At 42.6% G+C, this 12,951-nt stretch carries 11 protein-coding genes; 7 read left to right on the top strand and 4 right to left on the bottom strand.

Annotated features, from left to right (window positions below):
• Positions 1-191: 191 nt before the first annotated feature.
• Positions 192-2,465: a copper amine oxidase N-terminal domain-containing protein gene (locus tag L1028_RS02520; RefSeq protein WP_234530922.1), complete on the top strand. Its 2,274-nt coding sequence runs from the start codon at positions 192-194 to the stop codon at positions 2,463-2,465.
• 172 nt (positions 2,466-2,637) lie between these two features.
• Here L1028_RS02520 and L1028_RS02515 read toward each other — a convergent pair whose 3' ends face one another.
• Entirely contained in the window at positions 2,638-3,360 is a 723-nt protein-coding gene (locus L1028_RS02515) for a helix-turn-helix transcriptional regulator (RefSeq protein ID WP_234530912.1), read from the bottom strand.
• Between the two features lie 188 nt (positions 3,361-3,548).
• Here L1028_RS02515 and L1028_RS02510 point away from each other — a divergent pair, with 188 nt between their 5' ends.
• From L1028_RS02510 to L1028_RS02495, 4 genes are all read left to right on the top strand, one after another.
• The gene (locus tag L1028_RS02510; RefSeq protein ID WP_234530910.1) at positions 3,549-4,844 is read left to right on the top strand and encodes an ABC transporter substrate-binding protein; all 1,296 of its coding nucleotides are present in this window, start codon (positions 3,549-3,551) and stop codon (positions 4,842-4,844) included.
• Between the two features lie 83 nt (positions 4,845-4,927).
• Positions 4,928-5,806: a carbohydrate ABC transporter permease gene (locus tag L1028_RS02505; protein WP_231573358.1), complete on the top strand. Its 879-nt coding sequence runs from the start codon at positions 4,928-4,930 to the stop codon at positions 5,804-5,806.
• Positions 5,806-6,654, top strand: coding sequence for a carbohydrate ABC transporter permease (locus tag L1028_RS02500; protein ID WP_076284877.1), 849 nt, complete (start codon positions 5,806-5,808; stop codon positions 6,652-6,654). Before L1028_RS02505 ends, L1028_RS02500 begins: the two co-directional genes overlap by 1 nt.
• A 22-nt stretch (positions 6,655-6,676) precedes the next feature.
• Positions 6,677-8,953 carry a glycoside hydrolase family 65 protein gene (locus tag L1028_RS02495; RefSeq protein WP_234530908.1) on the top strand — a complete coding sequence of 759 codons (2,277 nt, stop codon included), beginning with the start codon at positions 6,677-6,679 and terminating at the stop codon, positions 8,951-8,953.
• A gap of 86 nt (positions 8,954-9,039) precedes the next feature.
• Here the strand turns inward: L1028_RS02495 and L1028_RS02490 are convergent, their stop codons facing one another.
• From L1028_RS02490 to L1028_RS02480, 3 genes are all read right to left on the bottom strand, one after another.
• Positions 9,040-9,516, bottom strand: coding sequence for a DsrE/DsrF/DrsH-like family protein (locus tag L1028_RS02490; protein WP_042192628.1), 477 nt, complete (start codon positions 9,514-9,516; stop codon positions 9,040-9,042).
• 243 nt (positions 9,517-9,759) lie between these two features.
• Positions 9,760-10,077, bottom strand: a complete 318-nt coding sequence (locus tag L1028_RS02485) for a hypothetical protein (protein ID WP_042192626.1) — start codon at positions 10,075-10,077, stop codon at positions 9,760-9,762.
• 54 nt (positions 10,078-10,131) lie between these two features.
• Positions 10,132-10,755: an acetate uptake transporter gene (locus L1028_RS02480; protein ID WP_042192624.1), complete on the bottom strand. Its 624-nt coding sequence runs from the start codon at positions 10,753-10,755 to the stop codon at positions 10,132-10,134.
• 335 nt (positions 10,756-11,090) lie between these two features.
• On the opposite strand from L1028_RS02480, the gene L1028_RS02475 reads away from it, so the two are divergent.
• Together L1028_RS02475 and L1028_RS02470 are read left to right on the top strand one after the other, a co-directional pair.
• Positions 11,091-12,008: a prenyltransferase gene (locus tag L1028_RS02475; protein ID WP_234530906.1), complete on the top strand. Its 918-nt coding sequence runs from the start codon at positions 11,091-11,093 to the stop codon at positions 12,006-12,008.
• Between the two features lie 133 nt (positions 12,009-12,141).
• Positions 12,142-12,915, top strand: coding sequence for a DUF6081 family protein (locus L1028_RS02470; RefSeq protein ID WP_234530904.1), 774 nt, complete (start codon positions 12,142-12,144; stop codon positions 12,913-12,915).
• Positions 12,916-12,951 lie beyond the last annotated feature (36 nt).

Raw genomic sequence — 12,951 nt, 5'->3', positions numbered from 1 at the left:
ATTGTTTTTTATTTACTTATAATGAAACTTTTTGAGATCTACTGCGTCAAATAATACGATTTGAAATAATGAATGTACCATGAAGTAAAACCATTGTCTCGTTAGGGGTGAAAGCGTTTTTACAAGAAATATAAGAGGAAAATAAAGATAGGGGCCACTTATATTTACAAATGGAGCAGAGGAGTCAAATCATGCATTTAAAAAAACTAACATTAGTTGTACTATTGGCCGTATCTCAGACTGCTGCGGCAGTGCCCGTTTTTGCTGAAGCTGGAAATGTTACCTCCAGTAACACCAGTGGAGTAAGAGTGGCTACTACATCTGTTACGGAAGTAATTCCAGAAGCTACTGATCCATTGCCATCATTGACACGTCCGGTAGCAGAAGGGGCAACACCAACAGCAACACCAACAGCAACACCAACAGCAACACCAACGCCAACAGCAACACCAACAGCGACAGTAACGCCAATTACAGGGGTAACAACCGATTCTACTTTAACAACGTTACCATCCCCCACACCGAGTCCAAGTCTTACACTTATACCTGCGACCACCACACCACCGATTACAACTGATATAGTTAATGCAGGGGCTAGCAATCAGCTTGTACTTATGATGAATAGTAACAAAATGTATCAGAATGGCATTGAATATTTGGCTAATCAGCCAATGGCAGTGAAGAATGGCGTTTCCTACGTTTCGATTAGAGCTATGGTTGAACGTGTAGGTGTGAAATACATTTACGATTATAAGACGAAAGAGACTATTATTACTAAAGGCAGCGACGTTATGCGGTTCAAGACAGACAGTAAGATTTATTCCGTAAATGGTAAGAATGTGACAATGAAAGGTCCAGCTTATCAATTCAAAGGAACCTTTATGATTCCATTGACGTCCATTACTGGGGCGCTGGGCATTCCGTATACCGTGGATAATGTGCAAAAACGAGTCATTCTTTCGCTAAATTTGAAGCCTAAAGCTTCTTTTACAGTACCGGCTATAATTTATGCTGGTGATCCAGTGAATTTCCTGACTTCTAGCTCTTCACCGATTGGTTCAGCCATAGTTGAAGAGAAGTGGGAAGGGAAGCAGGATATCTATGATACACCTGGGCAATATGTAGTATCCTACTCTGTTAGGGATGCTAATGGACAATGGAGTGATCCTTACTCCACGACGATCACGATTCTAAAACCGAATACACCGCCGGTTGCAAATTTTACGACCGATAAGAATTCCTACAAAATGGGTGAGATGATCACTTATACGGATATGAGCACCGACCCAGACGGAGATACACTTAAAACAACGACCTGGACGAATAAAGCGGAAGCTTTCTTCACGCCTGGTCCTGCAACAGTTTCTATTCAAGTAGAAGATTCACATGGCGCAATCAGCACTTTTGAAAAAGTCATTAATATTACGGGTGAAGTCTTGTACAGTAAGGAAGATTTCTATAGATTGTTCGCTTCTCCGGGTGGTGTATTTGATATTGACGGATCTAATGTTCCAAACTGGCAGAAGGTAGCTTATACGCTCACTTCTGAGCCTTATAATCTTATTCGCGCTAACAGTCCAGAAACCGTAAATATGGAAGGGATTACTTATCGTGAAACATCGTTCGGTGGAACCCGCTTTTTGATTCACCACAAGAATAATATGAATACTAAAATGAAGGTATATGTGATAGCTAAGAACAACAATCTATCCCCTACGACGATCACAACAGAATATTTAGGCGTTGGAGGCCCACACCCCTTTCCGGAAGCTACGGGTAAACTCTCAGTGCAACGTTATTGGGAATCCATGCAAACGAAAAAAGATTACAAGACAACGGTCCTGCAACCTGGTGAAAGCGTCTCTATCCTGTCTGATCTGAATAATATTGCAATAAAACCGGGCGAAATCGTGTCACTCCAAGCGGACTTATATAGTGATTATCCTATTGAATACAATGTTATGATGATTGATACGAATAAAGATCCGTTAACCACACTTCCTACGCTTCCAATACTGGATCGTGATGGCGTGCATAACCGAGGGACTTATGCTGATTCTACACGTATCATGACTGTTACGGATGAAGTAGGAAGAACACCTGCGAGACTTCTCATCGGTGATAATTCAAGTGATTTGAATTTGATGGGCACCGACCCTATGTCAGGAACTAAGGCATCCAATGCAGGCAACTTCGGAGTACTATACAAAATCAAATTTGAACATGTTGCTCCAAATTCATTAATTACCTTTAACCCGCGTGGTGGTAATTATATGGGACCTGTTATGGTGAATGGTCAAATTGTTCAAATGCCAAGTACCGGCAGTATTACAAATGCAAACTTGAATAGTGTGGTTTATCGTACAGGTGATGAAGGGGGCTCTGTTGAGATATTGTTCACTGCAGCGTCTGGTAGTAATTTGCCGGTTAACTTCCTGATTACACCGCAACCACCGAAGAGATAGTTATGCAAAGTAATCATTAGGGGACCAATAGGCGAGATTCCATTCAGCTATGAAAGAGAATTCGCCTTTTTTAAAAAATATACGGAAGTATAAGTTTCACGCTATACTTTATCCTTATATTTCTCGCAAAAACGCTTTCCGTCCTTAAGGACGCCGAAGGCGTTTTTGCTTGTCATTTCATGTGATCTTTTCGATACTCCCTTGCGGTCATGCCTAGATGCGTCTTGCAGTAGGTAGAGAAGTAGGCAGAGGAAGCGAAGCCGAAGATATCACTAATATCCTGAAGCGCCATATTTGTATGGATCAGGAAGTTCTTGATCGCATCAATTCTTTCTTTATGGATGAAGTTGAGGACAGTGCTCCCTGTTTCTTGTTTGAATAGCGTTGCGAGGTAATTCGGATGCAACTGCACGATTTCCGCAACTCGCTCTAGCGTAGGCTTCTCTTCAATGTGCTTTTTAATATAGGCGATCGTCTTATTAATGATAGGTCCATACGAATACGAACGATGGGTTGAGATGACACTAATAAAGCTATTTAGCATGAGGTATTCAATCTCAACGGTCTTCACGATCGAGTCGCTCTCATCAATTAAGTTGATGTAATGGTCACTGAGAATGAACGCGGACTCGGAATCGACTCCCGCCTCAATGATCGCACGCGTAAAAATGGTGCAGCTAGCGACTAGAGAATATTTCAACGACTGCAAAGGCTTTGGTGACAGGTTGGCTCGTTCCAGCAGGTTGATTTCATTCAATATTTTAACGGCACCTTCACGATCAGTGCGTTGGATTGCATAGACGAGCTTCTTTTCGTGCTCATAGGAAGGGTGCATATAGTTCTGATAGCGATTCTTCGCCATATTGCGTTCGAGGACGGCAGTAATGTCTAGCATGGATAATCTCCTTTAGGCTACCTGTTTAAGGGAGGATTTTACAATATAATCCGTATTTATAAATCGAAACTAATGTTAAGAATTTATAATTAAGTGTTATATTATCGTGTAATATCAGTTTTGTAAAGGCTTTCAATTTTAGAAATATCAATAAAAATTATGAAATCTTCAGAAGAGGGGTATTGCAGATGAAGAAAAAAGTAGGGGCAGCATTATTATCTGTAGCTATGTTATCCACGTTAGTCGCTTGTGGAGCAAAAAGTGATGATGGGGCAAACAAGGCAAATAGCGCAGACACAACGTCTAAAGGAACTGGTAAAAAAGCGGTTATTACAATCATTCAGAATAAAGTAGAAATCCAAAGTGCACTAGAGGATGCAGTGAAAGAATTCAATAAAACTCAAGATAAATATGAAGTACAAGCATTAGGAGCAGCAGGTGACAACCTGATGACGGTGCTCCAGACACAATTCAGCTCCGCACCAGAAAAAGCACCAACCATTTTCACAACAGCATCTGGCTCAGAGTTTCAAAAATACCTTCCATATATGGCACCCTTGGATGATATGAAAGCGGCTAGCAAAATTGTTGAAGGACAAGATACAGCAGCGCGTAGTGATGGTAAATTATATGGCTTGCCAGTTGCGCTTGAAGGCTTCGGACTTATCTACAATAAGGATATGTTCAAGGAAGCAGGCGTGAATGCGGACGATATTAAGACATGGGATGACCTTGTTGCAGCAAGTACCAAGTTGGAGCAAGTGAAAGGCGTGAAGAAGGCAATAGCGTATGCACAAGAGTCTTACTTCCGTTTCATGCATCCATTTAACTGGCCATTTGCATTAATGAAAGATACATCGGGTACGATTGCTAAGATTAATGCTGGCGAATTGAAGCTTCAAGATATTCCTGAATTGAAAGAGTACGTTGCTGATCTGGACAAGATCAAAGACCATACGAACTTGAGTAAAGATACGTATGATGAACAAGTTGCAGGCTTCGCGGCAGGCCAATATGCGATGATTCACCAAGGAAACTGGGCACAAGGTCTCTTGAACGATTATGATGTGAAATTTGAATATGGTTTCTTGCCAGTACCGTTCGAAGGTAATCAAGGTATTGCGGTAGGTAACAGTAACTTCTTCCGCGTGAACAAGCATGCATCGGAAGATCAACAAGCGGGTGCGAAGGCGTTCTTGGATTGGTTGCTAACAGATCCAGCGGGTCAGCACTATGTAACGGATGAGTTTAACTTTATCCCTGTGTACTCCGGTTTTGATACTAGCAAAATGGATCCGTTATCCCAAGAAGTGAACCGTTATGCAAGTGAAGGCAAGACAGTGAAATGGGTATTCGATCAATTCCCAGCGGGAGCAGATCAAGAGTTTGCGAACCAAGTGGAAAAATACTATGCAGGAAAATTAACGGGCGAGGGCTTGTTAGAAGCACTTCAGAATGTTTGGATGACTGCGGTTAAAAAATAATCGTATGGCTATGGAGGCTGCTTCTCGAATATTCGTTAAGCGGCCTCTTCCTGTTTTGTAGAAATGGATAAGAGGTGAAACCATTGAAGAAAAGTGTAAAGAGAAATTTAATAGCGGCAGCTTTTATTGTTCCATCATTATTCATCTTTATAAATGTAGTCATCATTCCATTCGTTATGGGGATTGTGTACTCTTTTACAGATTGGGATGGGTTTAAATTTGCAGGTTCTAACTTTGTAGGCTTCGATAATTATGTACGGGTGTTTCAAGATTCAGATTTTCTTACATCCTTCGGCCTGACATTTAAATATGCCGTATGCATGATTATTCTCGTTAACGTTATCGGACTTTCACTCGCGATGCTGGTGACTTCCAAAATTAAGTCGCGTAATCTTTTACGCTCAATATACTTCCTGCCGAACTTGATCGGTGGTCTGATCCTAGGTTTCATCTGGAAGTTCGTATTCACGAAATTCTTCGTACAGGTTGGAGAAGTAATGGGGAATAGCTCGATCTTCTTCAATTGGTTGGATGATCCGACGGCTTCCTTCTGGGCGCTGGTCTTCGTAGGAACATGGCAAATGGCCGGCTACGTCATGATCATCTACATCGCAGCTATTCAAGGTGTTTCGGATGAGGTGCTGGAGGCAGCTGATATGGATGGCGCAGGCGGATGGATGCGATTCCGCAAAATTATGTTCCCACTCATTATGCCAGCCTTCACGATCAGCTTGTTCTTGACGCTGTCGAACGCATTCAAACAATATGATACCAATATCTCACTAACGAACGGTGGTCCTTACGGTACAACCGAGCTTGTTGCAATGAATATCTTTAAAACCGCGTTTAGTATGAATCAATATGCGCTCGCGCAATCCAAGGCGATTATTTTCTTCCTCGTCATCTTAGTTGTGACGGTTACACAGGTCGTTATCTCGAAGAAAAGGGAGGTTGAACAATAATGAAACGTCGCAATAAATCAACTTCAATATTGCTTGAAGTTATAGCTTGGGTTAGTGGACTTCTTATGCTGTTGCCTATGTATATTATGTTTGTGAATTCGTTCAAAGGACGTGCCGAGATATTCACCGATACGTTCGGCCTGCCGAAATCCTTTTCCTTCGAGTACTATGCTGCGGCAATGGACAAAATGAACTTTTTGTCAGCATTTAAAAACTCGCTCTTAGTGAGTGTCATTAGTATTGGGCTTATTATTATCTTCTCAGCGATGACATCTTGGATGCTTGTTCGCATGAAGAATAAATTGTCCAATGGCATTCTCCTCTTATTCGTAGGTACGATGCTCATCCCGTTTCAATCGGTGATGATTCCGCTAATGCAATATTTAAACAAATGGGATATCCCATCACTTAATTTCTCTATGATTAATACACATTATGGCCTAATTTTCATGTATATCGGATTTGGGCTAAGTATGTCGGTCTTCCTTTATCATGGTTTTATTAAAGGGGTACCGATTGCTCTTGAAGAAGCGGCGATGATAGAGGGCTGTAATACGTGGCAGACATTCTGGAAGGTTGTATTCCCAATGCTTACGCCAATTACGATGACTGTAGGAATCTTGAATCTATTGTGGATTTGGAATGACTATTTACTTCCATCCTTGACCTTAACAAGCCCAGCGCTTCGTACCATTCCATTGTCAACCTTCTTCTTCTTTGGAGAATTTACAATTCAGTGGAACCTTGCAATGGCAGGACTTGTCGTATCGATTATTCCGGTTATTATCTTTTATCTGTTCGCACAGAAATACATTATTAAAGGCGTTATGGCAGGTGCTGTGAAATAAAATTGGATGAGGGGGCCTTCATATGAAGTCGGGCTGGATTATTGAGAATCATAGGGATATGCAAGACCTCGGCGTTAGTGAGAGTATTTTTAATGTGGCTAATGGTTATGTAGGTGTTCGAGGTAATTTTGAAGAAGGTTACGAAGGTGACGAGCCAACGGTTCGTGGAACATATATAAATGCATTTTATGATATTACACCGATGCTATATGGGGAGAGCGCGTATGGCTTTCCCGATACACAACAGAAACTTGTGAATGTGATGGATGTACAGGATGTGACCATTCATATCGGGGAGGAGAAGTTCAGTCTTTTCACAGGAACGGTCGTATCTGGGCGGCGTTATCTCGATATGCGCGAAGGTAAGTACGTACGGCTCGTGCACTGGATATCACCACAAGGTAAAGAGGTCGAAATTTCATTCACACGCATGGCGTCATTGACAACACTCGAATTGTTCACGATAGATATTGAGGTAACTCGTATCAATTGTCAGGATGAAGTGACGATTACCTCTGGCGTGAATGGCGATGTGAGTAACTATACGAATGCGAAGGACCCTCGTGTTGCATCGGGTCATGCCAAGCTATTGGATATGAAGAATATCGAGGTGTTCGACGAGACCTCCTTACAAATCGTGCTTGAGACAAATACATCGAAGCTACAAGTGGCGGCAACAACAGTTCATCAGACAACGCCTGCGGTGAACGGTGAACTGATCAAGGGTGAGAAAAGTGTAATGGTGCGGTATGCGTTCCCAGCCGGTAAGGATATTGTTCAATTCACAAAATTCAACGTATTTACAGATACACGTCGACACGAAGATCCAGCTGCTCACGGACGTGAGTTGATGGCTTTGGTATTAACGCAAGGGATTCAAGCGGCTTACATGGCACAAGAAGTATATTTACAACATTTTTGGGAAATTGCAAATATCGAGATCCAAGGTGATGAGGTACTTGAGCAAGGTCTTCGATATAATGTATATCAGTTGCTGCAATCTGTGGGCAAAGATAAATACAGTAACATCGCAGCCAAAGGCTTAAGCGGTGAGGGCTACGAGGGACATTATTTCTGGGATACCGAAATCTATATCCTGCCGTTCTTCATCCTCTGTCAGCCAGAGCTGGCGAAGCAGTTGCTTCGTTACCGTTATACGATTCTAGGCGAAGCGAAGAAGCGTGCGCTAGAGCTAGGCCACAAGAAGGGGGCCGCTTACGCATGGCGTACCATTACAGGGGAAGAGTGCTCGGGGTACTTCCCAGCTGGTACGGCACAGTATCATATTAATGGTGATATTGCTTATACGTATATTCAATATTATCTCGCGACAGGCGATAAAGATTTCATTGCGGAATTCGGTGCGGAAGTCGTATTTGAAACTGCAAGAACTTGGATGGAGCTAGGTCATTATCATGAAGGTCTATTCAAGATTGATGATGTAACAGGTCCGGATGAGTATACGGCCATCGTAAACAATAACTATTACACGAATGTACTTGCAAAATATAATCTAGAGTGGGCTGCATCGTGGTATAAACAGCTGGCAGAAACTCATCCTGGAGCATGGGAAGCTTTGTGTAGTCGCATTGGCTTAACAACAGATGAGATTACAGCATTTGAAGAAGCGGCTGCGAAGATGTATCTGCCTTTCGATGAGAAGTTGAACATTCATGCACAAGATGATTCTTTCTTAGCGAAGAAGGTGTGGGATTTCGAGAACACATCGGAAGAAAAACACCCACTGCTGCTTCACTATCACCCGCTACACATCTATCGTCATCAGGTGTTGAAGCAGGCCGATACGGTGCTGGCGCATTTCTTGCTCGAGGATGGCATTTCAACCGATGTCTTGCGGAACTCCTACGATTATTACGAGAAGCTGACAACTCATGATTCGTCCTTATCCTGCGCGATCTATAGCATCATGGCTTCGAAGTTAGGTTACTCGGACAAGGCGTACGATTATTTCATTGAAACGGCACGAATGGATTTGGATAACACTCATGGCAACACGAAAGACGGATTGCATATGGCGAACATGGGTGGTACATGGATGTCGATCGTCTATGGCTTCTCGGGTGTAAGGATCAAGGATGATCATTTGGCATTGAACCCGTCATTGCCGAAGCAATGGAAGGGATACACCTTCACGATGCGTTACCGTCAAGCGACGATTACCGTGGAAGTGAACCATTTGAAGACGCAATTAATCGTGGATGCACAAGAGCTGATTCATATCAAAGTAATGGAGAAGAGCTTCAAGATTCCAATGGGCAAGACAATCATCACGGTATAATTTATATCCTTTCAATTGAAATCCGAAGCGGCATGAGAAATTCCCCATGTCGCTTTATGTTTTCTTATATTAATTAATTTTAACCGCTAAATGAACAGCTGAACATCACTCTCCAAAGCATCTCTTAAATACGCCGCAGCATCGATAATCTCGACCTCTGGCAGCAGTTCTTCTGTTTTAAAGCCCATGATTTCGACGGAGAGCTTACATGCATAGAACTTGATGTTTTTTTTACGAGCTCCTTTAAGAAAATGAATCAGCTTCGGCGCGCCTTGCTCCTCCATCATCTCCTCTAGCATCATCCGGCCCAGCCCGCTGAAATTCAAATGGGAGAGTGGCAGCTGCCCAGGGCCCTTTGGCGTAATGACATCCATCAGCTTCTCATAAATACTTTTATCCTCTAGCGTCATCTTCTCCGGATCACGCACCAGAAACAAACCCCAGAAAGAGAAAAACATCGTAACCTCTACATCAATATCTCTCGCGGCATTCGCTAGGATCAATCCCGCCATGGCTTTGTCGTATTCTCCGCTGAACATCAGAAGATTTATTTTTTTACTCACCTGCATAGTCCTCCCGTTACTTATATTGAATTATAAGAAAGTATAAGTTTCACGGTATACGTTATCCTTATAATTCTCGCATAAACGCTTAAACGTCCTTAAGAGGACGCCGAAGGCGTTTTAGCTTGGAATGTCATTAGTATGGTTATGGAGGGGAGAAGTATGCGAAGGGACCTTCCGAATTCACAAAAAAAAGCCCCCTTACGGGAGCTTCATCACCTTTATTTTGTTACCTAGCTTCTACTAATGTACTTCAGAATCTTTGGATTCTGGATCTAAGGTGCTGCGGATGTCATGGTAACGGGCGGAAAGCCAAATGCTTCCGGTAAATAATACGATGAGTCCAAGAACGATAGAAAATCGCCAGTCGCCTGCTTTGAAGTTCAGCTGAAGTACCGTTAGTACAAGCGAAACCTGGGTCCAGACCAGTGTTCTTTTGCGAAAAGCCGCAATATCTCCAGACATCTTTGGGATATTCCGAATGATCCAATAGGCAATAACTGCGAGAATAAGCGCAAATATAGCGGTTACGGCTAATTCAGAAGAGGATAGGACATGCATGGTCTCAGGCATCCTTTCGGCTTGCAAAAGTTAGGATTCAAAAAAGGTGAATTACTATTTCTTGAAAATACCTAGCGGAGCTCCGATCGGTAAGAAAGTGCGTCCGAAATGAGCGTTTAGCACAGAAGCGCCACATCCGTATAAGGATACGATACCAATTCCAAGTTCGGCACAAGCAGCAAGCTTATGAAAGAATTCTGGAGCGATACCAAAGGAATCGAAGGTTAGTCCAATAAAAAGGAAATCTATCAATACAAAAATGATAAGCAAAACTCTATTAGCCTCAACCGCGCCAATGGTCATAAAGATTGTAAAGATCAAGTAACCCAGAAATACAAATCCGAGCTGCTTAGGATCTACAGCCTCTGCAAGCGTTGGGCCGAATACGCCGAGCTTGATCAGCCAGCTGCTAGCCATGCCGAACCAAAAGAAAGCGTAGGCGCCAAAGGCGGTCATACCAAAGGTGTTGTTGTGCTTAGCATCTTGAATTGCGGCAAATAGTTGAGCAAATGCTCCGAGGAAGATAGCCCAAGGAATGACGTAGCTAAGTCCTGTTGTAAACTCAAGCTTCTGTGAAGAAGCAACCAATGTGACAATAGCCAGTCCGAATAGCCCGATGGCGCTAGGGTCTGCGGTGACGATTTTGACAGATTGGGTGTTAGGGGATTGCGCTGACATGACAGTAAAAGCCTCCATTATTATATATAGTTTTACGCTCTTAAAAACAGCACTCAAGGAGCGCTGTTCATAGGCTTGCCTATCATATCATATCGGTATGTGCTTGCCTATAAAACAGCGCTCATTTTTTGTTGTAAAAGGGTGGCCCTATGTCCAATAAGAGGTTATTTACATTTTCAGCTTCATTGAAGAAACCTTTTAGCTAAAAAAACCGAGGTATTATGTCAAGATTAGACATTATATGCAGTGATAATCTTCACAATCTGTTGAAAATTGATGTATAATAGTCAGTGATAATTATTATCAAGTCATAATGAAAAGGCGGTAAGCTTGAAGTGAGCAAATGGACATTATTTACGAAGGCGACCCGGTTTTGGAGTTTTTCAGTTATGCTTATCCCGATTGTTTTAGGTACAGTTGGGGCATATGTATGGGAAAGGTCATTCCATCCGGTCTTATTTATTCTAACCTTAATAGGAGCGATTTCGGCGCATCTGTTTTCCAATATGGTGAATGATTTATGGGATTATCGCAACGGAACAGATACAAAGGCGAAGAATTCCGCTGGTGAAATCAGCACAAACTCCGGGCTACTGACAGGTGGAATCCTCTCGGAGTCTTTTTATGCAAAAATGACCTGGAGTATGTTGGCGATTGCCCTCATCTGTGGTGGAATCCTAAGTATATATAGCGGCTGGAATATCCTCTGGTTTGTACTTGTAGGTGCTTTAATCGCTTATTTCTATGTAGCCCCACCCCTGCGGTATGGCTATCGCGGCAAAGGTTACAGTGAGATAGCTATTTTTATAGCTTTTGGGATTATGCCTGTGTTAGGTTCCTTTTTCGTACAAACTGGTCATTTTAGCATGAAGCCTGTCATTCTTTCGTTGCCGGTTGGATTCTTGACTACATTGCTGTTGTTTAATCATCATTTCTTACATTGGAAAGCGGACGAGCAGGCTGGAAAACTTACGCTTGTTGTAGTGTGGGGAGAACAGAAGGCACTTGTCTTCTCGCGTGTGCTTCTCTTCACTGGTTATGCTTCTGTGGTAATCTGTGTGCTGATGGGCGTACTTCCAGTTTATGCACTATTGGCCTTGGTTACAGCCTTCTGGCCGATTCGTATTTATCGTGGACTGAAGCCGCATAATGCTTCACCAGCCTATATCCCGCTCATGGGTGCTTCACAAAAAGCCTCCGTTCGTTGCGGAGTAGTGATGGCAGCAACCTTACTAATTCAAGGGTTATTCTGAAAATATAAGAATTTATAGGTTTCACGCTATACATTATCCTTATATTTCTCGCATAAACGCTTACCGTCCATTAGGGACGCCGAAGGCGTTTTTGCTTGTACTAATAATTACCATACAGAAGGAGTGAGTTTTCATGGAAAAGAAGGACAAGGAATTGATGAAGGAACAAAGCGCTAAAGGCAACCAAATAGTGCTCGGAGATTTTCACTCCATTTTAGAAGAAGGAAAGGTCTGGAAGACAGGTGGATTTACACTGCCTGATGGATCCTTTTGGGCTTATCGTGAACCGGAAGCGGTAGTTATCGTTCGTAATGATACGCTGTATGTGCGTGCGAAATTGTCTCGTGAGAACCATCAAGTACAAATTCTAGACAATGCTAAGCATATGTATTACTCCGCGGAGCCAGTGGAAATTCCTGAGGCTGGAGAGATCAGCTTCGAGCTGCAAATTCGTTGCCGTACACAGGGAACAGCACCAGGAGATTTGTATGACGGTTATGTATCCCTGAACTTGCTTGATTTTACGACAGGTGCTGCATTAGACTTTTTTGCAGGAAATGATAAATATGCTAGTGTATATGGTATTTTGCCGTTCCCGGGGGTACAAGTACCAGAGAGTAAAGGGACGAAATATTTCTGCATTTTTAAAGAAGATACGGATTTCAAACCACGTGAATTTAATACCTACCGCATAACGTACCACCGTGGCAACGATGAGGCTGTATTCTATTTGAATGGCAAAGAAGTGCGTCGTGAGGAAAATATTCCGGTCAAATTCAACAACTTTACAGTGGCGCTTGGAATTATGACAGAGAAGGATCTGAGTCCTGAAGGCAGCGTGTCTGTGCATGGACAAACGGTTATTGCAGAATGGTCTCCAGTGAAGATTACAACGACTGAACAGTAATACCTTGCAGGCTCAATTGATAAATAAGGGTGTATG

Origin of the sequence: Paenibacillus pseudetheri (genome assembly GCF_924513355.1) — a bacterium.
Classification (GTDB): Bacteria; Bacillota; Bacilli; order Paenibacillales; family Paenibacillaceae; genus Paenibacillus_AQ; species Paenibacillus_AQ pseudetheri.
Note: the sequence above shows the minus strand (reverse complement) of the source record. Positions and strands in the feature narration are given on the sequence as shown.

Excerpts from the sequence above, each read along its gene's own strand:
- L1028_RS02520 (WP_234530922.1), top strand. The coding sequence starts at position 192 with ATGCATTTAAAAAAACTAACATTAGTTGTACTATTGGCCGTATCTCAG.
- L1028_RS02515 (WP_234530912.1), bottom strand. The coding sequence starts at position 3,360 with ATGCTAGACATTACTGCCGTCCTCGAACGCAATATGGCGAAGAATCGC.
- L1028_RS02510 (WP_234530910.1), top strand. The coding sequence starts at position 3,549 with ATGAAGAAAAAAGTAGGGGCAGCATTATTATCTGTAGCTATGTTATCC.
- L1028_RS02500 (WP_076284877.1), top strand. The coding sequence starts at position 5,806 with ATGAAACGTCGCAATAAATCAACTTCAATATTGCTTGAAGTTATAGCT.
- L1028_RS02495 (WP_234530908.1), top strand. The coding sequence starts at position 6,677 with ATGAAGTCGGGCTGGATTATTGAGAATCATAGGGATATGCAAGACCTC.
- L1028_RS02485 (WP_042192626.1), bottom strand. The coding sequence starts at position 10,077 with ATGCATGTCCTATCCTCTTCTGAATTAGCCGTAACCGCTATATTTGCG.
- L1028_RS02480 (WP_042192624.1), bottom strand. The coding sequence starts at position 10,755 with ATGTCAGCGCAATCCCCTAACACCCAATCTGTCAAAATCGTCACCGCA.
- L1028_RS02470 (WP_234530904.1), top strand. The coding sequence starts at position 12,142 with ATGGAAAAGAAGGACAAGGAATTGATGAAGGAACAAAGCGCTAAAGGC.